Origin of the sequence: Henriciella marina, from assembly GCF_027213945.1 — a bacterium.
Classification (GTDB): Bacteria; Pseudomonadota; Alphaproteobacteria; order Caulobacterales; family Hyphomonadaceae; genus Henriciella; species Henriciella marina_A.
In genome coordinates this window covers 353925-375187 of sequence record NZ_JAPWGW010000002.1, presented here as the reverse complement: position 1 = coordinate 375187, position 21263 = coordinate 353925, and the positions used below count along the sequence as shown (strand labels likewise).

20 protein-coding genes are annotated in these 21263 nt (G+C 60.5%); 10 read left to right on the top strand and 10 right to left on the bottom strand.

From position 1 onward, the window contains the following. Nucleotides 1–42: 42 nt before the first annotated feature. Nucleotides 43–420 (top strand): endonuclease domain-containing protein, encoded by a 378-nt coding sequence (locus tag O4G74_RS08215; RefSeq protein ID WP_269402153.1) that lies wholly within the window; start codon nucleotides 43–45, stop codon nucleotides 418–420. A 153-nt stretch (nucleotides 421–573) separates the two neighbouring features. Here O4G74_RS08215 and O4G74_RS08210 read toward each other — a convergent pair whose 3' ends face one another. After that, entirely contained in the window at nucleotides 574–1857 is a 1284-nt protein-coding gene (locus tag O4G74_RS08210; protein WP_269402152.1) for an acyl-CoA dehydrogenase family protein, read from the bottom strand. A 118-nt stretch (nucleotides 1858–1975) separates the two neighbouring features. On the opposite strand from O4G74_RS08210, the gene O4G74_RS08205 reads away from it, so the two are divergent. Continuing rightward, nucleotides 1976–2434, top strand: a complete 459-nt coding sequence (locus O4G74_RS08205) for a MarR family winged helix-turn-helix transcriptional regulator (protein WP_269402151.1) — start codon at nucleotides 1976–1978, stop codon at nucleotides 2432–2434. Nucleotides 2435–2686: 252 nt separating this feature from the next. Next, entirely contained in the window at nucleotides 2687–2956 is a 270-nt protein-coding gene (locus O4G74_RS08200; RefSeq protein ID WP_419715378.1) for a GIY-YIG nuclease family protein, read from the top strand. A gap of 171 nt (nucleotides 2957–3127) precedes the next feature. Here the strand turns inward: O4G74_RS08200 and O4G74_RS08195 are convergent, their stop codons facing one another. Together O4G74_RS08195 and O4G74_RS08190 are read right to left on the bottom strand one after the other, a co-directional pair. Beyond that, the gene (locus O4G74_RS08195) at nucleotides 3128–3739 is read right to left on the bottom strand and encodes a glutathione S-transferase family protein (protein ID WP_269402149.1); all 612 of its coding nucleotides are present in this window, start codon (nucleotides 3737–3739) and stop codon (nucleotides 3128–3130) included. Nucleotides 3740–3822: 83 nt separating this feature from the next. Next, nucleotides 3823–4815: a YihY/virulence factor BrkB family protein gene (locus O4G74_RS08190; protein ID WP_269402148.1), complete on the bottom strand. Its 993-nt coding sequence runs from the start codon at nucleotides 4813–4815 to the stop codon at nucleotides 3823–3825. Between the two features lie 81 nt (nucleotides 4816–4896). Here O4G74_RS08190 and O4G74_RS08185 point away from each other — a divergent pair, with 81 nt between their 5' ends. Continuing rightward, nucleotides 4897–5091: a LapA family protein gene (locus O4G74_RS08185; RefSeq protein ID WP_269402147.1), complete on the top strand. Its 195-nt coding sequence runs from the start codon at nucleotides 4897–4899 to the stop codon at nucleotides 5089–5091. A 94-nt stretch (nucleotides 5092–5185) separates the two neighbouring features. After that, nucleotides 5186–6406 (top strand): S41 family peptidase, encoded by a 1221-nt coding sequence (locus O4G74_RS08180; RefSeq protein ID WP_269402146.1) that lies wholly within the window; start codon nucleotides 5186–5188, stop codon nucleotides 6404–6406. Here O4G74_RS08180 and O4G74_RS08175 read toward each other — a convergent pair. From O4G74_RS08175 to O4G74_RS08160, 4 genes are read right to left on the bottom strand one after another with little or no spacing between them, the layout of a single operon-like run. Beyond that, nucleotides 6403–7968, bottom strand: a complete 1566-nt coding sequence (locus O4G74_RS08175) for a mechanosensitive ion channel family protein (RefSeq protein ID WP_269402145.1) — start codon at nucleotides 7966–7968, stop codon at nucleotides 6403–6405. The two genes, O4G74_RS08180 and O4G74_RS08175, sit on opposite strands and share 4 nt — an antisense overlap. Then, on the bottom strand, nucleotides 7959–8981 hold the full coding sequence (locus O4G74_RS08170) for a zinc transporter ZntB (RefSeq protein WP_269402144.1): 1023 nt from the start codon (nucleotides 8979–8981) through the stop codon (nucleotides 7959–7961). Before O4G74_RS08170 ends, O4G74_RS08175 begins: the two co-directional genes overlap by 10 nt. A gap of 51 nt (nucleotides 8982–9032) precedes the next feature. Further along, entirely contained in the window at nucleotides 9033–11609 is a 2577-nt protein-coding gene (locus O4G74_RS08165) for an HWE histidine kinase domain-containing protein (RefSeq protein ID WP_269402143.1), read from the bottom strand. Then, nucleotides 11606–12169 carry a biliverdin-producing heme oxygenase gene (locus O4G74_RS08160; protein ID WP_269402142.1) on the bottom strand — a complete coding sequence of 188 codons (564 nt, stop codon included), beginning with the start codon at nucleotides 12167–12169 and terminating at the stop codon, nucleotides 11606–11608. The genes O4G74_RS08165 and O4G74_RS08160 overlap by 4 nt, the downstream gene beginning before the upstream one ends. A gap of 232 nt (nucleotides 12170–12401) precedes the next feature. Here O4G74_RS08160 and argF point away from each other — a divergent pair, with 232 nt between their 5' ends. The 4 genes from argF (at nucleotide 12402) to O4G74_RS08140 (ending at nucleotide 16780) form a co-directional block, all read left to right on the top strand. Then, the gene (gene argF / locus O4G74_RS08155) at nucleotides 12402–13328 is read left to right on the top strand and encodes an ornithine carbamoyltransferase (protein ID WP_269402141.1); all 927 of its coding nucleotides are present in this window, start codon (nucleotides 12402–12404) and stop codon (nucleotides 13326–13328) included. Between the two features lie 51 nt (nucleotides 13329–13379). Further along, nucleotides 13380–14636 (top strand): M24 family metallopeptidase, encoded by a 1257-nt coding sequence (locus O4G74_RS08150; RefSeq protein WP_269402140.1) that lies wholly within the window; start codon nucleotides 13380–13382, stop codon nucleotides 14634–14636. A gap of 89 nt (nucleotides 14637–14725) precedes the next feature. Further along, nucleotides 14726–15556, top strand: coding sequence for an SIMPL domain-containing protein (locus O4G74_RS08145; protein WP_269402139.1), 831 nt, complete (start codon nucleotides 14726–14728; stop codon nucleotides 15554–15556). A gap of 123 nt (nucleotides 15557–15679) precedes the next feature. Continuing rightward, nucleotides 15680–16780 (top strand): Zn-dependent alcohol dehydrogenase, encoded by a 1101-nt coding sequence (locus O4G74_RS08140; protein WP_269402138.1) that lies wholly within the window; start codon nucleotides 15680–15682, stop codon nucleotides 16778–16780. Here the strand turns inward: O4G74_RS08140 and O4G74_RS08135 are convergent. Beyond that, nucleotides 16777–17523, bottom strand: a complete 747-nt coding sequence (locus tag O4G74_RS08135) for an enoyl-CoA hydratase/isomerase family protein (protein WP_269402137.1) — start codon at nucleotides 17521–17523, stop codon at nucleotides 16777–16779. The genes O4G74_RS08140 and O4G74_RS08135 overlap by 4 nt on opposite strands. 82 nt (nucleotides 17524–17605) lie before the next feature. Further along, nucleotides 17606–18349: a hypothetical protein gene (locus O4G74_RS08130; protein WP_269402136.1), complete on the bottom strand. Its 744-nt coding sequence runs from the start codon at nucleotides 18347–18349 to the stop codon at nucleotides 17606–17608. A gap of 238 nt (nucleotides 18350–18587) precedes the next feature. On the opposite strand from O4G74_RS08130, the gene O4G74_RS08125 reads away from it, so the two are divergent. Continuing rightward, nucleotides 18588–19829 carry an AI-2E family transporter gene (locus tag O4G74_RS08125; RefSeq protein WP_269402135.1) on the top strand — a complete coding sequence of 414 codons (1242 nt, stop codon included), beginning with the start codon at nucleotides 18588–18590 and terminating at the stop codon, nucleotides 19827–19829. Here O4G74_RS08125 and O4G74_RS08120 read toward each other — a convergent pair. Further along, complete coding sequence (locus O4G74_RS08120) at nucleotides 19826–21136, bottom strand: MFS transporter (protein WP_269402134.1); 1311 nt, start codon at nucleotides 21134–21136, stop codon at nucleotides 19826–19828. The two genes, O4G74_RS08125 and O4G74_RS08120, sit on opposite strands and share 4 nt — an antisense overlap. Nucleotides 21137–21263 lie beyond the last annotated feature (127 nt).

The window sequence follows — 21263 nt, the reverse complement described above, 5'->3', positions numbered from 1 at the left end:
TGGGGCCTTTACACGACTTCGTTGTTCTTTATATGTTCTGTCATGGCGACACGCACGCAGACCCGCCGCGCCCGTCAGCTGCGACGCGACATGACGCCTCCAGAGCGAAAGCTCTGGGCGATCCTGCGTACCGAACCGTTCAAACCATTCCATCTGAGACGTCAGGCACCGATCGGCGGCTGGTTTGCCGATTTTCTCTCGCACCGCGCGAATCTCGTCATCGAGATTGACGGCGACACACATCTGCCGGGTTCCGATTGTGCCCGCGATGCGGCGCTTCAAAAGCTCGGATTTGAGACGTTACGTTTCTGGAATTCGGAAGTCTGGGAAGATGCCGGCGGGGTGGCCGAACGGATACTTTATGAGCTTACGCTGCGCTATGCCCCACCCCAACCCTCCCCAGAGGGGAGGGGGCGCTAATCGCGTAGACCTCATGTAGACAGTCAATCTTGGCGAAACGCCTTCCTCCTCCCCCTTGGGGAGGGTCGGGTGGGGCAGCACCACAGACCTGATCACGCACTAAAAAAGCCGGCCCCGAAAGGCCGGCTTTCTCATGTCTGGTTCAGGCAAGACCTACTTCTTGGTCATGCCCTTCATGCCCATGCGGCCGATTTCGGCGCGGCCGACGACCATGTGGTGCACTTCGTCAGGGCCGTCTGCGAGACGGAGCGTACGCTGGCTGGTGTACATGTCGGCCAGCGGCGTCCACTGGGAAACACCGGTCGCGCCGTGCATCTGGATGGCGTCGTCGATGATCTTGCAGACCTTCTCCGGCACCATCGCCTTGACCATGGAAATCCAGACGCGCGCTTCCTTGTTGCCGAGGACGTCCATCGCCTTCGCAGCTTTCAGCACCATCAGGCGGCAGGCTTCAATTTCGATGCGGGCGCGCGAGACCTTCTCCTGGTTGCCGCCGAGCTTGATCAGTGGCTGACCGAAGGCATCACGGCTCATGCCGCGCTCCAGCATCAGGTCCAGCGCCTTTTCGGCAGCGCCGATGGAGCGCATGCAGTGGTGGATGCGGCCTGGGCCGAGGCGCAGCTGGGAGATTTCGAAGCCGCGGCCAACGCCGAGCAGGATGTTCTCTTCAGGCACCTTCACATCCGTGAAGCGGATATGCATGTGGCCGTGCGGTGCGTCATCCTTGCCGAAGACATGCATCGGGCCGAGGACCTCGACGCCTGGCGTGTCCATCGGGACGAGGATTTGCGACTGCTGCTCGTGGCTCTGGCCGTCCGGATCGGTCTGCACCATGACGATCATGATCTTGCAGCGCGGGTCGCCGGCACCAGAGGCATAGTACTTCTCGCCATTGATGACCCATTCGCCATTCTTCAGAACGGCTTGGGTGCGGACGTTCCGCGCGTCCGAACAGGCAGTGTACGGCTCTGTCATGGCGAAGGCGGAGCGGATTTCGCCGGCGAGCAGGGGCTTCAGCCACTTCTCTTTCTGCTCCTTCGTGCCGACGCGTTCCAGCACTTCCATGTTGCCAGTGTCCGGTGCGGCGCAGTTCATGCACTCTGATGCGAGCGAGTTCTTGCCAAGCTCGGCTGCGATGTACGCATAGTCGAGGTTTGGCAGGCCTTCGCCAGTTTCAGCGTCAGGCAGGAAGAAGTTCCAGAGGCCCTGATCCTTGGCTTTCTGCTTGACCGCGTCGAGCAGCTCAAGCTGGCCGGGGACATAGGAAAAGCGGTCCGCGCGACCTTCGCCAAGTTCGTGGAACTTGACGCTCATCGGCTCGACTTCTTCCTTGATGAAGCGTTTGACGTGCTCATAGAGCGGCACCGACTTTTCAGACATGCGCAGGTCATTGAGCTCGTCGCGTACATTTACTGTACCGAGTGTTGCGGTATCCATTTGGTGATCCTCCCGAAGATCGCGTGTTGGTGGTGGCTGGCTGCCCGGCTGGCCCGGACAGTTGATTGTTTCACTAGTGAAGTATATCTTCCAAGGCGAGGACTCGCAAGGGGCAGGAATGACGCACGACACACGAAACCCGCGAATTTACTCGCGCTTGCAGATCGCTGCTCAGCTCTATCGCAAGGTCGCCGATCGCCAGCTGGTAGAGACGGCAGGCCTGACAGCGCCGCAGCTTGGCGTGCTGACGCGGGTGGCCTCGGCAAAGGCGCTTAACCAGACAAGCCTCGCTCGGGACCTTCGCCTCAATGACTCTGCCATTACGGCAATGGTGCGCCGCCTGATTGGTATGGGCATGCTGGAAAAGACGCGAAGCGAGAGCGACAGCCGCGCCTTCGTCCTCAAGCTGACTGAACAGGGCCAGGCGGCGATCGATCGCGCGGTCAACCAGCCCATCGCCATAAACCGCCGCATCGAACAGGAGTTCGGCGCAGAGGCGCTTCTGCAATTCACCGAAAAGCTGAACCGCATCATCGCCCTCTGCGATGAGGAATCCATGGTCGAGGCTGAAGGGTAGAAGCAGGTCTGGGACCACGCTCCAGATTGCCGTCACCCCCGATGGCGCAGCCATCTGGAGGCCCATCTCCCGGTCTTTATTTCCGGCGCCCAGGGCGAAGGAAACTCGTTCTATTAGAATCAGAGCCCGCAACCGTTTCAATCATATAGATGCCTCAGAAGCTGGACCCTCAGACCGCTTCGCGGTCGAGGGTGACGCCCAGTTGGCGGGAGGGACAGAGTGGCAAGTTGGTATAGGGTAACTGCCGTCTACATGCTGGCCAATCGACGCAACGGCACGCTCTATACTGGCGTGACATCGGACTTGGTAAGACGCATTGGCGAACACCGCGATGGTCACATCGGAGGGTTCACAAAGCGATATGGATGCAAACACCTCGTTTGGTACGAGGTTCACGACCTCGTCTCGCAAGCCATCTATCGTGAGAAATCGATTAAAACGTATCGCCGGCAGAACAAGATCAATCTGATCGAAGCGCAAAATCCTGACTGGCGTGACCTCTGGTTTGATCTGGTGCGCTAGTTACCTGCGTCACCCTCGACCGCGAAGCGGTCTGAGGGTCCATCTCCTGTCATCGCTGCAAACACCACGTTCGAGTTCAGGAGATGGACTCTCAGATGAGCCTTGCGGCCCATCGAGAGTGATGCATCTTTCTGGCAATACGTTCATCTGCAGCGCTGTGCTGTAGCGGCGCTAAGCCGCCGCGCATTCGCGTTTCGACACCTTGTCGAACCAGGCAGCGACATTCTTGAAATCGCGGTTCAGGGGCTGGCCGACCTGTTCGCCAAAGGCGAGGAAGCAGAAGAGCAGGATGTCGGCGAGGGTGAACTTGTCACCGGCGACATAGTCGCGGTCAGCTATCTGCTTGTCGAGAAAGGCGATATTGTCTTGCGTGAAGGCTTTCAGGCCTTCGGCAGCCTCTGGCAGACAGCGCACACGGTCCTTGAACATCGGGAGGCCTTCGGCGCCGCGAAAGGCGGTCGTCATGGGCTCAACGATCTTCAGATCGACCCAGCGTGTCCAGCGGCGGGTCTGGGCGCGTTCTTCGGGCGTCGCGCCGATCAGGCTGTCGCCGGGGCTGGTTTCGTCCAGATACTCGCAAATCGCCGTGATCTCGGTAATGAGCGCGCCGTCATCAAGCACCAGCGCTGGTGACTGGCCGTGAGGATTCTTCTCCAGATAGTCCGGCTGGCGGTTCGCGCCGGCCATGATGTCGATCTCCTCCTTCGGAATATCGATCCCGCGCTCTGCCATGAACATGCGTACGACGTGCGGGTTGGGTCCGACAGAATTGTAGAGTTTCATGGCGCGTCTCCTCAGGCGTGTATGTCTTCTCAGACACAGGAGACTATCGGCGCTAACCAGTGCGGCAAGCCATGACGCAGGGTTCAGTCGGCCTTCTTCTGGCGCCTGAAACGCCTCGGCTTTTCAGTGTGCTCGGCCTTCTGCTTGGCCGTTTTAGTCGTGAGGCCCCGTTCCCGGCGGCTGATAACGCCGTTAACTTCAGCGCCTGCGCAGATCGCAAAGGATGAGAGCCATAGCCACATCAGAAGGGCCGCCACTGCGCCGAGCGAACCGAACGTCTCGTTATAATCCGCGAAGGCGCTGAGATAGAAAGAAAAGGCGACCGACGCCAGAAGCCAGATAATCCCGGCGACGATTGCGCCGGGCAGGATTGGGCGGGCGCGGCTTTCATGTGAGCGAACTGTGTGCGGGCGGGCCGTTCTCATGAAGGCATAGATGCCAAGCAGGAAGAGGCTGATCAGGCCGAGCCAGCGAATAATGCGTAGCAGCGCATCAAGAAACGCGCCGAGCTGCAGCGCTTCGATAATGGGCGGCACCGCACCAATCGCGGCCAGTGATATGATCGCAAAGACGATAGCACCAGCTGTAAAGCCGAGCGCCAGCAGGTTCTGTTGCAGGAAGCCGCGCTTGGCAGGCCGGTCATAGGTCACCGCGATCGCAAGGAGGAGGGCATTTGCGCCCCGCGACGCTGACCAGAGCGCAATGACAAGAGAGACAAGCGCGCCCCATGACAGGCCCGACGACTGCGACTCCGCGATGCGGATCATCTGCGCCGTGATCAGCCTGTAGGCTTCTTCGGGCAGAAAAGTCTGCATGATCTCGAAATAGTCGCGCAAGTCGGCTGAGCTCGTGAAAAGCCCCCAGACCATCAGCGCGCAAGCAACGGCCGGAAAGACGGACAAGAACGCGTAGAAAGCGACGCCGCCTGAAACCAGCGCCACATCATCGTCGCCAATCCGCGCAAATGTGCGCGTCACAACGTTTACGACAGGATGCCCCCAACGCTTGTAAAACGGGGCGTTCCTGATCTTGTAGAGTATTTCCGAACCAACCATCAGCCTAACAACTCCGGCCATCAAGACCCGTTCCGGCGTCCCCTTGACGCAGCTCGCCCCAGGGTCAGTATCGGTTGAAGCCAAAATCTGGAGGGACGTGACATGCTGAAGAATCCGAAAAACTGGCTCGCCATTATTCTTGTCGCGCTGATCATCATCTTCGCGCTTCAGAACATGGAGCTTATCAGCGTGAACTTTCTGGGCTTCGGTTTCGAGACGCGCCGGGTACTCTTGATCTTCTTCTGCGTCGTGATCGGTTTCGTCCTCGGCAAGAGTATTCGCTTCAGACGCAGTTGAGCCGATAGACGCGGCATACCGGTTAGGCGAGAACTGCCTGGTGACGAATTTCGCAAGTATTTTTCGGGCCGCTTTGATGGCCTCGCTATGCACCGTGGCTGCACCGTCAGTGCACCATGGATTTGCCCAATCGTCTGCAGGACAGACGCAAGACTTTCCGACGGCAGAGAGAAGCGACGCGGAACGCGATGTCGACGCACTTTGCGCGCTCGTGCGTGAGCACTATGTCTACTTCGCGCCGCGCGAGGATGTCTGGGACGCGACCTGCGAGAGCGCAAAAGTGACGGCTCGGACAGACGCTGCCGCGACGCCTGCTGGCCACCTCAAACTGCTCGAAAGCATGCTGGACCAGCTTTGTGACAACCATGTGTCGCTGGACGTCAATTCGCCGACATCACCGCGGCTGGTGCCGTCCGACAGCGATTACTGGATTGATTTTATAGGTGGAAACGCTGTTGTCACGGCCGTCCGACCTGGCTCTGGCGCCGCCGAGGCCGGGCTTGCCGTCGGTGACCGGGTCGTGGCGATGAACGGCATTCCGGTACTCAGTGCTGCCAGCGACCGCATCAGACATGGCCGAAACGCGGTCAGCGAAGCGCGGCTTGTCTGGGCTTTGAATGCCCAGGCGGCGGGATATCGCGGCCAGATGCGCGGTGTCACCGTCGAAAGAGGCGGGACGGAGCTCAATCTGCTCCTCAATGAGCCAATGCCTGAGCCGTCCGGCGAACTGGTCACCTATCAGCGCCTTGAAGGCAATATTGGCTATATCAGGATCGAGGACTCGCTTGGCGATGACGCGGCGGTGGCCGCATTTGATGCGGCGCTTGAAGAACTGAAAGGCGCTTCAGGCTGGGTGATCGACCTTCGCAGTACGCCGGGCGGCGGCAATACAGGCGTTGCCGAACCTGTGCTCGGCCGCTTCATTCGCGGCGTAAAACCCTATCAGAAGGCCGGTCCGCGCTGGGAAGGCGAAGCTGTCCGCCGTGTGGCGTCGCGAGGCCCTTGGCGGGTCAAAGGCCGGGTGGCCGTGCTCGCCGGGCGCTGGACAGGCAGTATGGGCGAGGGGCTGGCTATCGGCTTTGACAGTCTTCGCCGGGCACGCGTCTTCGGGTCGCCGATGGCGGCACTGGCCGGCGGGGTTGAGGGTTTTAAGCTACCCGCCAGCGGCTGGTCGGTGCGCCTGCCGAGCTATAACCTCTATCATATCAAGGGCATGGAGCGGCACGCCTGGCACCCACCATACGCTGTGGTTGCTGACAATGGCGCAGGTCCAGACCTTGCGCTTCAGGCCGCAAAGGACTGGCTTAAGCGCTAGTCGCCAGCATCTCCATCACCATCGTCGCTGTCTGGCAGGGAAGACGAGCCACCCGTCGGCTCTTCCTTGGTGGAAGGCGTCGGGCTCGCCGGTGCCGGGGCAGGTTTCGGACCGCTATCGGAGACCTTTGCGCCGTCCTTGAGCATGGCAAACTCGCCAACATTGCGGAAATTGATATCGCGCTGCGGGAAGGGGATCTCGATCTCGTATTTGTAGAGGGCTGTGTGCAGCTCCCAGTTATAATCGGCCTTTACGCGGGATGGCTTTTTCACCGCCTCTTCGGTCAGCCAGACAACGAGTTCGAAATCGAGGCTGGAGTCGCCGAAACCGACGAGCCATACTTGCGGCTCACGGCCCGGGATGCCGCTGAAGGTCCAGGGCACTGCTTCCGCAGCCTCGAGCGCGGCCTTCTTCACCAGCTCCTTGTCAGTGCCATAGGCGACACCGAAACCGATCCGCATACGCCGGCGCGCGTCGCGCAGGGTCCAGTTGATAACCTGCGCCTTGATGAACTCTTCATTGGGAACGAGAATATCGACATTGTCATTCGTCGTGACCAGCGTCGAACGGATGTTGATCTCCTTGACCAGGCCGGTCACGCCGGATTGGAGTTCAATGAAATCTCCAACCTTAACAGAGCGCTCGAAGAGAATGATGATGCCGGATATGAAGTTCGAAAAGATCGACTGAAGGCCAAAACCGATACCGACACCGAGGGCGCCGCCAAATACGGTCAGCGCGGTGAGATTGATGCCCAGCGTCGACATGGCGACGATGATCGCGGCCGCCATGAAGCCGACTTTCAGGACCTGCCCCAGAAGGCCTGCCATGGACGGGTTGAGCGACTTGTTGGATTTAAGCTGAGACTGCGCGGCATCGCCGGCGATACGCCCGAGCCATAGGGCAACGACAGCGATGAAGATGCTCGTGATGACGCGCAGCAAGGTTACTTTGACCCCTGCAACAGTGAAGGCGGCGGCATTCAGCGCGTCGACGACAGGGTCCAGCAGGTGGAGAATGTAGAGGGCAGCCACCGTCCAGGCGATGACGGCAATGGCGGTCTGCCAGAAGCCAGGCTGCATATTGGCCGTCACAAAGCGCACTACAATCCAGGCATTCATCAGGCTGGCCGCGACGCGTAGCCCTTCGTTCGGAAAGCCGACCGCCTCAAAAACGGCAGTCGCAATCCAGAGGCCGACAACCGTGAAAGCGGGCCAGACAATCTTCGCAACAGAGTGGGCGAGCCTTGTCAGTACGTCACGCGTTTCGCGCGCCTCAGCCCATGCGCGAAGGCGTTTAGCCGGATAGCGGGATGCGACAAAGCCAAGGCCAAGCGCTGCCAGTACGGCCAGAAGCTGCCACAGCGAGCCCCAAGAGATGAAGCTGTCCTGAAATGACTGAAAGGTCGACACGGCACCTTCGCGGATGTCGTCCCATTCTATATTGGCTTCGACGAAGCCATTGCTCTCCCTGCCAGCCTGGTCGCCGGAACCGTCCTGCACAGACTGTTCACCCGGTGTAGCCTGCCGGCCGAGGAAGGGGGCAACCGTCATCAGAGCCATTTGAGTTTCCTGAATATGAAGAACTGAAAGCCCATCAGGATGACCAGCGCACTGCAGGTGATCCAGAAGGCGTTGGAGGAATCGACGCCGGGCATGCCGCCCACATTGATCCCGAGAAGACCGGTCAGAAAGCCGAGCGGCAGAAAGATCGCCGCGACGATGGACAGCATGTACATCGTCTGGTTCATCTTGGCCTGTGCGCGGTTGTTGAGATCATCCTGCAGCACGATGGCGCTTTCCTTAGAAACATCAAGGTCTTCGAGATAACGTTTGAGGCGTTCGCCGCTCTCCCTGATATCTGTAAGATTGTCTTCCGACAGCCAGGGCGGCGGCGTTTTCTGGATCGCCAGCATCGCTTCATGTTGAGGCGACATGTAGCGTTTCAATGCCAGGCAGTTGCGCCGGATCGTGGCGATTTCCGACAGGAGCTCGTCAACATCCGTGTCGTCATCTTCCTCCATCTCATCGATGCGGTCATTCATGTCGACGATGGAGTAATTCATCTTGATAACGAGCTGTTCGGCAAGCGTCGTGAATAGGTCGCCGGCCGAGCAGGGGCCGCGACCAGCCATCAGTTCCTGATGCACATCGCGCGGCGTCTGAAGGCGCCTGCGTCGCAGAGTGATCAGCCGCTGGCCATCACTCCAGATCTGCATGGCGATCATGTCCTCAGGCTCTGCGCCCGGATTGAAGTTGATGCCGCGCAGCACGGTGATCAGGCTGTCACGTTCACGGAAGGCGCGCGGACGGGTTTCGTTCGAGAGGAGGAGTTCGGCCGTCGCTTCGCAAAGGTTCAGCGACTCGATCAGCCAGTCGTCGAGATCCTCATACATGCGGTCGAGATGCAGCCAGAGAACCTCACCAGACCTTGAGGGTGCCCAGCTCCGCGCGGTCTGCCAGTCGATTTCTGTCGCGCCGCCGCGGCCATCCAGAATGCAGCCGATAAGCATGGGCCCATCAGCGGGCTTGTCTGGCAGTGCGGGCACACCTGTTGGAACGAGTGCAGTTGTCATCGTTCCGACTGTACGTCTGGCGGACCTAAAGGCAAGAAAGCGTCGTCCGGCTCAGTCCTCGGAGAGAGCTTTGCTGATGGCCGCAAGCAAGTCCGCCTGATTGTACGGTTTCTTGAGCACCGGAACGGAGGGGAACTTCGACGAGAGCACGCTGGAGTCGCCATAGCCGGTTGCAAATATGAAGGGCGTACCAGCTTCCTGAAGATCATGCGCGACGGGTTCGCTCGTCTCATTTCCGAGATTGACGTCCAGGAGGGCAATCCGGAACTGCGTCGCTGCCATGGCCTGACGCGCTTCACGGACAGAAGAGCAGACCGCAACGCTGTCGGCGCCGGCATCCATGAGAACGTCTTCGGCGTCGAGCGCGATGATCATGTTGTCCTCGACCAGAAGGACAGGGCCGTCGAGCCCGGATTCCGGGTCCTGTCGGGCCGGCGACAGCGGCGTGCTGGTCGTCGGGGCGTAGGCTGTATCGACAAATTTCGAGACGTGCTTTGCGGGAATGACAAAATCGGCCTCAAGACCCGTAAATGCGTAGCGGACATCGCTGGTGCCGCCGAGCTCATGTGGGATCGACCGGGTAATGATCGTTGTGCCAAAACCCTGGCGGGTCGGTGCCTGAACGGCTGGGCCGCCGCGCTCGCGCCACTCAAGAACAAGTTCGTCCTCGGCGCCGGGCTTCACTTCCATGATGATTTCACCTTCGGAATCAGCCAGCGCGCCATACTTGGCGGAATTGGTCGTGAGTTCGTGCAGGACCAGGGACATCGTGCTAAAGGCGTTCGGCATGAGGAGGACATCGGGACCTTTGACACGAACGCGAGACGCCTTGTTTCCAAGATAGGCTTCCGTTTCCGTGCGGATCAGCCCCTGCAGGGAGGCAGGCCCCCAATTGTCTTCAGTCAGCTGATCGTGAGCGCGAGCAAGTGCATGAACGCGGTTGCCGATAATATTGCTGAGTTCCTCCACAGAGCCGGCTTCACGAGAGCTCTGCCCAACGAGGCCGCGGATCAGGTTCAGAATATTGCGGACACGGTGGTTAAGCTCGGCGATGAGCAGTTCCTGACGCTCATTCGCGCGCGTACGTTCCTGATTGGCTTCATCAGACATGCGCAGGACAACTTCGAGCAGGGTCACACGCAGCTGCTCTGCAGCCCCGATCTCGGACTTCAGCCACGGCATCGACTGGCCTGTGACAGTCTGCTGCCAGGTTTCAAAACTCTTTCGCGGCGTCAGGCGTGCGCCATTCGGACCGAATGCTACAGGCTTTTCCGGGTTGCCGGCCCAGTTCACCTTGCGGGTAAATTCCTGCCGGAAGAGGACGACGTAATCGCGCGGGCGGCGTGATACGGGCACTGCAAGAAGTCCCGCAGCGCGTGCGACATAATCCTGTGCGGGAGGGTGAACTGCGCCCAGTTCTTCGGTGGCATAGGCGCGCCCGCCAGCCGTCGTGTTCAGAAAGCGTATGATACCCATGACCTCGTCGCGTGTCGGCGTCGTACCGAGCGTGACGAACTCTCCGTCCACATAGGCTGCGATGCCATCGTTCGGGATGACCGAACTCAATGCTCCGGCAATCGTCTGGAAGTGCTCGCGCACCGACTGGCCACCTGCAAGCTGGGCCATCAGCCTGTCATGGAGCACCTGGACGCGGCGTGTGTGTTCACTCGCTTCGTCTGCAAGGAGCTGGCCCAGTACGAAGCTGAAGAGTTGCGCGAACAGCTCTGCGGCCGAACGGATTTCATAGGAGAGGACGCGCGGCTCATAGTGGTGGCAGGCAAAGAGGCCCCAGAGATTTTCGCGGTGCAGGATCGACACCGATAGGGACGCGTCCACGCCCATATTTTTCAGATATTCGATATGGATCGGCGAAACCGCCCGCAGGCCGCTCATGGACAGATCGAGCGGCTGGCCTTCAGGGCTGCGCTCGGGGATGATCGGCGAGACGCTTTCGCGCACATTCGAGATTATGCGAAGCAGGTTGCGGCGATAAAGCTCGCGTGCCTGCTGGGGAATGTCGGTGGCCGGGTAATGAAGGCCGAGGAAGGAATCCACATTGGGGCTCACAGCTTCCGCAATGACCTCGCCGGACTGGTCTGCCCCAAAGCGGTAGACCATCACACGGTCAAAGCCGGTCAGCGCCTTCATCTGGCGCGCCGCAATCTTGCAGAGCTCAGGCACTGTCTTCGCCTTGCGCACGCGGTCGACCATCGGGCGAACATAGGAGGTGTAGTCCGAGGTTATCTCGGCGCGCTGGGGTTCGATCTCGATAATGACCGATTGGCCCGATATGTGGACGGCGGCGTTGAACTTCTCTGCAGAGCCAGCCAACAAATCCAGACCAAAGAGACGCTCAACGGCGTCGTCGCCTTCGAGGCGCTGCACACGGCTGCGGATCGTCTGCAAGGCACCCGGCGCGATAATGTCCTTGAGGGGCTCACCAATGAGCGCTTCGGGGTCTTTCGACAGATAGTCAGCGACGTTCAGCGAAACGTGCTGGATCAGCCAGTCTGAATTGACGGCGATGAGGCAGCCGAATTGCTGCACGTGGCCCAGAATATGGATGGGCTCACGGTCACAATTGGTGAGGTCAATCTTCGTGTCGGGCGACACGGTATTCTTGGTCATGCGGGGATACCGGCTTTCTGAACTGAACGGTGCGCTGTCTCAAACCACAGAAAAGCCATCTGAGCCGAAGCGATTATCCTGTTTTCTTCATCTTCGCTGCCTGCCCACAGCTTGAGCGTCGTGCTGACGTTTTTCCACATCTCGTCACTCTCGGGGCAGGAAAAATAGCGGGTCGCGGAAGCGACATCTGGATCACTGGATGCTTCGATATCGGAGAGGAGTATTCGGGCACCAAGACGTGAACCCGCGATAACATACATCAGCCCGAGTGGGTGAATGTCATTGTCTTTCACCTCTACCTGATCAGCGCTCGGCGAATTAACTCGAAGGGTGGCAAGGTCAGCTTCAATCGCAGCGAGCATCACACGCAATGTGCGTGCATAGCTGAATGTCTGGCGGCCGGACAGGGCGGTCAGGCTGCGGCTCAGGGCGACCGCGTGGGCCTGAAGGGCGATGGAGAGGCCTTCGCGGGTCGCGATATCATGCTGTCCGAACAGGGCGTCGACGGACGTGTGAGCATCACGGGTTTGTTCTCGAAGGCGTCGCCTCAAGCTCATCATCTGTCCGCTGGCCCCCTGTCCCAGTCGTCGCGGTAGTCAGGCACATATTGAACGTATATCTACGTCACAAGCCAGAAGTGTGCGGCGCCAAAGGTATGAAATCGTCTGGTGTGCGAATTCGTTCCAGGAGACGAGCTGAAAAACGGTAGTTTTTGCATCCCGTGCTGTTTTGCTCTACAGCGCGCGCTTCGAATTTAGGCGCACCGGGCGCAAAGTGGAAGGCAGGCAGGCCATGGCGATCAGGCATTTCCTAGATATCTGGCAGCTTGAAGCCAGCGAGCTTCGCGAGATACTCAATCTGGCCCATACGATGAAGTCGGCCCGTAAAGGCTGGCCGAAAGGCCGTATCGACGAAGGCGCCCCGCTGGATGGGCACATCCTGGCAATGATCTTCGAGAAGTCCTCGACCCGGACACGCACAAGCTTTGACGTGGGCATTCGTCAGCTTGGTGGCACGTCCATCGTCGTGAACTCCGCCGATATGCAGCTTGGCCGGGGTGAGAGCATTGGCGACACGGCCCGCGTCCTGTCACGCTATGTCGACATGGTGATGATCCGTGCCAATGATCATGGCGATGTCGAAGACTTCGCGGATGCCGCCAGTGTGCCAGTCATCAACGGCCTGACCAACCGCTCGCATCCCTGTCAGATCATGGCCGACCTGCTGACGCTCGAGGAGAACGGACTGGACCTGAAGGGCGCGCGTCTCGCCTGGGTGGGTGATGGCAATAATGTCTGCTCATCCTTTATCCATGCTGCGCCGAAGTTCGGCTTTACGCTCGCTGTCGGCACACCTGACCGCTATGTGCCGGATGACGATGATATCGAGCTCGCGCGTGAGATGCAGGGCCGGGTAGAGCTTTACAGCAACGCCGAGGATGCCGTCGCTGGCGCAGATGTCGTGATTGCCGACACCTTCGTGTCCATGGGCGACACGGATGCCGATGAGCGTCTCGAAGAGCTTGAGCCGTTTGCCGTCACTGAGGAGCTTATGGATTTGGCCCAGCCGGGCGCAAAATTCCTGCACTGCCTGCCTGCCCATCGCGGGGAAGAAGTCGACAGCGAAGTAATTGACGGGCCAAACTCACTTGTCTTCGAGGAGGCCGAAAACCGCCTGCACGCGCAGAAGGCAATCATGCGGTGGTGTCTGGACAAATAGGCGCGCGCCGTCAGAGTGCGGCCCGGTAGAGAAACGCCGGGAGGACTGCACATGCTGACGAAACGCGATCTGTTGAAGAGAGGCGGCGCGGCCGGCCTGATTCTGGCGGCGAGCAGTGGTGCAGCCCGCGCGCAGAAGCCTGAAGCCGGTACGCTCCAGAGCATGGCAGACGGCGCAGAGCCGATCAGTAAGGCAGAGCACGAAGCCCGCATCGCGAAAGCCCAGAGCCTCATGCAGGCGCAGGGCGTGAAGGCGCTGATTATCGAGGCAGGATCGGGGCTTGTCTATTTCACGGGCCTGCAGTGGTGGCGCTCGGAGCGCTTCACCGGCGTCATCATCCCGCAAGAGGGCATGCCGGTCGTCATCACGCCTTACTTCGAGGAGCCGTCTGTCCGCGAGACAGTGAAGGCCGATGTAGAAGTGCGCACCTGGCACGAGAATGAGAACCCGTTCGCGCTGGTTGCGGCTACGCTCCGCGACTGGGGCTATGAGGATGGCAAGGTCGCGATCGAGGAAACCGTCCGGCACTTTGTCTCGAACGGCATCGCGCAGGCCGCGCCCTCATTCGACCTCGTCTCCGGCATGAGTGTGACGCGCGGTGTGCGCATGTTCAAGTCGCCCGCAGAGATCGCGCTGATGCAAACGGCGAACGACATCACGCTGACGGCCTATAAATACATCTATCCTCGCGTTGAGCTTGGCATGAGCCAGGGCGACATCTCCGCCATGATGAGCGATGCGACCCGCCAGCTTGGCGGCGCGGTTGAGTTCTCCATGGTGCTGCTGAATGAAGCGAGCGCCTATCCGCATGGCACGCGTAGTCCGCAGACGGTGCGCGAGGGCTCTGTCATCTTGATGGATTGCGGCTGCGGCGTGCATGACTACGAGTCCGACATTTCGCGCACCTGGGTGTTCGGTGAGCCGACCGCGAAGCAGCGCGAGGTCTGGAATACGGTGAAGGAAGGTCAGGAGTTGGCGCTGGAAACCGCGCAGCTCGGCGTGCGGGCGGGCCTCATCGATGAGACGGTGCGCGCCTTCTATGAGCAGAAGGGCTATGGCCCTCGCTATCGGACGCCGGGTCTCTCTCACAGGCTTGGTCACGGTATCGGCCTTGATGGGCATGAACCAGTAAATTTCGTCGAAGGCGAAGACACGCCGCTCGCCCCCGGCATGTGTTTCTCCAACGAGCCGGGCATCTATATTTTTGGAGAGTTTGGCGTGCGGCTGGAAGACTGCCTCTATATGACGGAAGACGGTCCAAAGCTGTTCAGCCCGTTCTCGAAATCGATCGACGCGCCGTTCGGCTGAGCCAAGGTTCCCGAAATCGCCGCGAAGAATCCTCTGGCGAGCCGGTGTGCTTTATGCAAACCCTATTGGCGTTCAGAGGGGGACATCCAATGCGTCAGACACTTCCGGCACTCGCAGTCTTTGCGCTGGTGGCACCGGCCTTTGGTCAGGAGGCGGCGACGTTCAGCAAGCCTTACTGGATCGAGAGCCCGGTCATCGAGGCGGTCGGGCGCGCAGAGCTTCAAGTCGATCCCAACCGTTCCAATTTCTCTGTCGGGTTCAAGAACACCGCCCGCACCTCTGCCGAAGCAACAAGGCTGGCCACGGCGCGGGCCAAGCGCGCCTATCAGGCCATGGAGGGGGTCGCTGGTGATGATTTGACGATTGAGAGCCGCGTCAGCGTCTCGGCCATCTACAATCAGGTCGAAGATGATGAGGGCAACCTGGTCACCGATTATTCGGCCGACAATATCCGCGCCTATGAGGCGAGCGTCCTCTATTCCGTCGGCGTGAAGGACCTTTCCAAGGCGAGCCGCACCCGCGCCGCGGCGCTGGCTGTCGGGCCTGAAACCTCCAGCTATTTCAACAACAGCCTGCAGCGCGATACCGACATCCTTCAGGCCGCCTACCGGGCCGCCATTGTCGATGCGCGAGAGCGCGCGCAGCTGATGGCAGAGGCCGCTGGCGTGGCGCTGGGGCGGCTGCTTGTCATCCAGGAAGGCGCCGGGCCCTGCCTTGGTGAATGGAGCGGCTCTGTCGGGGCCACGTCCTATATGCGAAGCTCCTCACCGCCCCCGCCGCCTCCACCCCCACCGTCGCCGCAAGGCCCGGGGGCCGAGGCCATCACTGCAGATGACCTCGATGCGCTGGAACTGCCCAACACGCCGGACAAGGCCGGCATCACTGCGCAGGCTTGCCTCATCTACGAGATCCGCCAATAGGCAGTTGAGGCGTCGCCCCAAGGGTGACGCCGCGTCTGCAATGACAGGTCTCTGGCCTCATGGTAGCGTTTCTCCAGCTTGAAGAGGCCGCATCGAAGCAGCCCGCAAACAGGAGGAAACCCCATGAAAGCTGCCGTACTGCGCGAGCCGAACAAGCCGCTGTCGATTGAAGAGGTCTCGATTTCCAAGCCGGGGCCACGTGAGGTGCTGGTGCGCCTGAAGGCGGTCGGTGTCTGCCATTCTGACGTGCACTTCTGGGATGGGGCTTTTCCGCACGAGCTTCCGACGATCCTCGGCCATGAGAGCGCGGGCGTGGTCGAGCAGGTGGGCAGCATGGTGTCGGCGGTGAAACCGGGCGATCATGTTGTTTCTATCCTCTCGCCCTTTTGCGGGACGTGCGAGTTCTGCCTGACGGGGCATATGTCGGTCTGCCACACCGTGAACCGGCCGCTGTTCAACCGGGCCCCAGAGGACGCGCCGCGGCTTTATGCGGGCAAGGAAACGCTCAACCAGTTCCTGAACCTCTCATCCTTTGCTGAACAGATCCTGGTGCATGAGAACACGCTCTGCGCCATCGATCCGGAAATGCCTATGGCGCAGGCGGCGCTGATCGGGTGCGGTGTCATTACCGGTGTCGGGTCGGTGTTTCATGCCGCGAAAGTCGAGCCAGGCTCGACCGTGGCAGTGGTCGGTTGCGGCGGGGTCGGCCTTTCGGCGATCAATGGCGCGGCGATTGCCGGGGCGAGCCGGATCATCGCGGTCGATCTTTCTGACGAGAAGCTGGCGATGGCGAAGAAGTTCGGCGCGACCGATTTCGTCAATCCGAAGAATGGCGATCCGATCGAGCAGGTCAAAGAGCTGACCGGCGGCGGCGTGCATTACTCATTTGAGTGTATCGGCCTCAAGCAGACGGCCGAGCAGTCCTATCTGATGCTGCGCCCGCGCGGCGTCTCTACGATTATTGGCATGATCCCGCCCGGCGTGAATATCGAAGTGCCGGGCATTGAGCTTCTGGTGACCGAGAAGCGGCTTCAGGGCGCTGTCATGGGCTCGAACCGGTTCCGGGTCGATTTCCCGCGTCTGATCGAGCTTTACAAGCAGGGCCGCCTGCACCTCGACGATCTCGTCTCTGACCGGATCGGGCTTGATGGCATTACGGGCGCGCTGCAGAATTTGAAGGACAATAAGGGCACGGTCGCCCGCCAGGTCGTGATGTTCGACTAGCTGGTCTCTGACTTTCGCTGACGGATATTGCGGCGGACGAAGGAGGACTGGGAGCGCTCTTCAAGCTCCATCAGCAGGGAAGGGTCGGGCATTTCCAGCGCGGCATCGAGCGTTCGCTTGGTGACGCGCAGGGCGTCCGGCGCTGCCTGCAGCATTTCAGTCGCAAGCTGGTTGCCATGGGCGATGAGCTCGTCAGGCTCGACGACGGCTGAGACGATGCCATGGTCCAGCGCCTTGTCGGCGCTCATCGGGCGCGAGGTGAAAAGGAACTCGCGCGCTGCCGAGATACCCATTGTGCGCTGAAGCCGCCAGCTGACACCAAGCTCTGAGCCCGTAAGCCCGATCTTGATGAAGGCCGGCACAAGCATCGCGCCCTTGGCGGCGATGATGATGTCGCTGGCGAGAGCGATGGCGAGGCCGCCACCGGCAGCAGCCCCGTTGACGAGGGAGATGATCGGCTGCGGGCAGGCGCGCATTGCCTTGATCGTATCGCGCAGGCGCCAGTCACCGCGCGGGCCGTCGCGCAGGGCTTCGGGTGTGCCGCCCGCTTTCAGGTCTGCGCCCGCATTGAAGGCGCGGCCTTCACCGGTGAGGATAATGACGCGGACCTCTTCATTGCGCCGGAGGCCTTCGAAGAGCTCCAGAAGCTCTACCGACATCGGCTCATTGATGGCGTTCATCCGCTCTGGCCGGTTGAATTTGACCGTCCAGACGCCGTCGCCTTTTTCCACTTTCAAGGTCATTGCCTGCTCCCTCTTATGCGCTGATGAGGGATTGACTAGCAGAGGCAGGAGCGCTGTCTAATGGGGACGCAAGGGCAAGGCGTCAGAAGCTTTTGGTTATCCAGAAGCGAAGGTCGTGGTCGGGTGCGCGTTCTGTCAGACCGAAGAGCGTGCCGAACGTCCAGCCATATCCGTTTGGCAGATCGCCGCTGATCGCAGGGCCTGCTTCCTGTACCCGGTCGTCGATACCGAAATCATCGGTGTTTCCAAGGTCCGTGAACGCCAGAAGCGCAATGTCAAACTGATCCGTGGCTTTCCATGTCAGGCTAGACCGGAACGAGAAGTCGACCGTCTCGCGCGCACCATCGCCGAGCTGCCGCGTCGCAATGAACTGCGCGCGTGCCCGCAGACGGTCTGAAAGGGGCCACTGGTTGAGCCAGTTGACGCCGACGCGGTCTGGCCCGGGCCCGGTGGACACGCGTGCGTCAAAGCGGATGCCGGTCTGCCAGACGCGTGCGGTCTCTGGCGAGAGCTCAATCAGGTATTGGGCATTGACGTTCTGAACCCTCAAACCTTCACCCGGCCTGTCCGACAGGTTCGCGAACATCTTGAAGGCGGTGCGTTCGTTGAGAGATGCGCCGTAAGCGATGCGGTGTCCAAAACTCTCATTGCTGCCTGTATTCGCCGGAACCCAGCCCAGGCGGTACTCAACCTCGCGCTTGTCAGCTGAAACCGTCGGACCCGATACCGATGAAAGGTTCTGCGCACTGGCAAGGCCGGCCGTAATAGCCAACGGCGCGATTGCGATGAGGAGGAAGCAGGCGGCGGCGCGAATAGCGTCTTGCATAGTCGAAAATTTGCTCAGGTCGAGGTGGTGGACAAGTTGGATATGACACTTTTGTGTCAGTCCGCAAGATCGCGATCAGGCACCTGACGCGAAGAATGGCGTAGCGAGTTCCAGGCGTGGACGCGCTGCGAGCCGAGGCCAGCCGCAGCGTCTTGCGGGAACGCTATCTTCTTTAACTCGTTAACGGTCAGAGCTCCTGGCGCCACGGCCTGGAGAAGGGCAATCCGGGTAGGGCGATTTGAAAAGCGGTATTCTGTCAGGCAAGGTCGAGCCGGCCACACATTGGGCCATTATCGGGTTATTCGTCCTGATGGCGGTGGGCGCGCTTTCTTTCGCTCAGTCGTTCTTTATTCCTGTCGTCTTTGCTGTCTTCCTCGCGCTGATTTTCAGCCCGGTCCGCCGCTGGCTAGGCAAGGCCGGGATCGGCCCCGCATTCGCGGGAGCGATCATCATGACGGTCTTCTGTCTCGCGGCTTTCACGACGCTCTATGTTATTTCCAACTCGCTTGCGACAATCCTGAGCGACGAACCTCAGATCATGAACCGGATACAGGAGCGCCTGCAGGAGATTTCAGGCGTGCTTGAGCCTGTCCGTGAGGCTGGCAAGCAGATCGAAGAGATGCAGGCGAACAATGAAGGTCCGGAGCGCGTTGTCGTGCGAGAGGAAGGCATATTCAGCCTCTGGGCAGAGACGACGCCTTACGTGCTAGGACAAGCCGCGCTGGCTATCGTTCTTGCTACTTTCCTGATCGGTTCCGGCGACATGTTCTATGAGAAGCTTGTACGCGTCATGCCGACCGCATCGCGCAAGCGCACATCCGTGGGTATCGCCCGCGAGGTGGAAAACCAGCTCTCCACCTATTTCCTGACCATTTTTGCGATCAACCTGATCCTTGGCGTCGTCGTTGCCCTGGCGATGTGGGCGCTGGGAATGCCCGACCCCGTTTTCTTCGGCGTGATCGCTTTCGCGCTGAACTTCATTCCCTATGTCGGCTCGCTGGCCGGGATCGGCTTTGCTTTCGTCATGGCGCTGGTGACCTTTGACAGCCTGTTCATGACGCTCGCGCCGCCCTTTGTGTACTGGCTGATCAACACGGCTGAAGGCCAGTTCATAACGCCTGTCGCGGTCGGACGCCGGCTCAAGCTCAATGCGGTGGCGGTCTTCCTGTCGCTCGCTTTCTGGGCCTGGCTCTGGTCTTTCGTCGGCATGTTCCTGTCGACGCCGATGCTGATCGCGCTGAAAGCCTTCACGGAGCGCACGCCGGAGCTTTCCTGGCTCGATACCTTCCTGCAGGGCCGTACCGAATGCGACCCGGAGGACAATGCCATCGTCAATGAGGCGCTGGACGATGAGGGGGCGGATGTCTGCGATGCGCCGGACGCCATTCCACAGGACGAGCTGGCGGGCAGCGCTGGCGCATCAGGCGAAGACATGCCGAACGACGATGAAGACGATCGGCTTGCGCCCGCGATCACCTAGTCGTCACCACTTTGAACTTCTTTGAGGCCGAGGCTGGCCAGAACCGAAAGTGCGCTCATTGCGGCCAGTACGGCAATAACTACGGTTACGCCTGCGAACTCGGCTAGCAGGCTGAACGCGCCGCCAGCAGCCAGCAGCAAGCCGATGATCGTGTTGGACAGCGCTGTGTAGGCTGCGCGCGTGTCCTGTGTCGCCATATCGACAAGATGGGTGGAGCGGCCGAGGCGCACGCCCTGATAGGCAAGCATCAGCGCAAAGATAACCGATGGCAGTCCCCAGACTGACCCCAGCAGTCCAGCCGCGTTCAGGCTGAGTGTTGCGACCAGTGCGATCGTTGCCGCGACCGCAGAGAAGATGAGAACCTTGCGGCTGGAACGGTCTGCCAGACGCCCCCAGACATAGGAACTGAGCAGCGATGCGCCCGCCGACGCAATGACGAGCAGGCCAAGTCCGCCGAATGCGTTTTCGGTGTCGCCATCAGAGCCGAGCGCCACCATGAAGGGCGGGGCGAGCGCGGTTGATATGAGCAGACCCCGGGCAGCGATGAAGCGGCGTAGCTGCGCGTCCTTTGCGAGCAGTCCGAAATTCTCAAGCGCGGCGGTCAGAGGGTTCGCGCCGCCTTCGGTCGCGCCTGGCTCTTCCTGTAGCGTGGAAAAGAGCATGGCGGCGAGCAGCCACAGCCCGGCGGCGATGAACAGGCCAGCTAGAACAACCGGCATCCGCGACAGTGCACCAGTGGCGAGCACTGCGCCGAAGATGATGACGAAGAAGGCCGCCAGAGAACTTGCCGTGCCCGTTGCCGTACCGCGCCGGGCTTTGGAAACGGTCTTGCCCAGCACGTCCTTGTAGGTCACAGAACAGACGCTTCGGGCAAGTGCGAGGATGCCGAGGGCGGTTACGATGGCGAGACCCGCTGCGGCCCCTTCGAGAAAGATGGCGGCGAGTGCGATGGACGCGGCGCTCAGCCCTTGCACGGCACTGCCGACACTCCACGCCCATTTGCGCTTCGAGAGGCGCCGCAGGCTGGCCGCCGTGAGAAGCTGAGGCAGGAGCGCGCCAGATTCGCGCACGGGTACGAGGAGACCGATAAAAACGGCGGGGGCGCCAAGCTGGGTCAACAGCCATGACAGGACAAGCTTGGGATCGATCAGGCCATCTGCCGTCTTCGTGGCGCCAAGGGACGCGATATGGGTGACGAAGTTACGAGGCTGGTCGTTGCAGGCGCTTTCCGGGATGTCCTTGCAGACCCGCCCGTCATCATCTGACGTCAGCATGCGGTAAGCCTTGTCGAGTGTCGTGTCGGACATGACCTGCAATCCCTCCTGCCGCCCCGGGCTTCAGCGCAATTAGGGCAAGGCCATCGCGCGTCAATAAGGGGGAAACCGGTGGGGGTGCGGGTTTAGAAGCGAATGAGGGAACATCGCGGTCGCCATA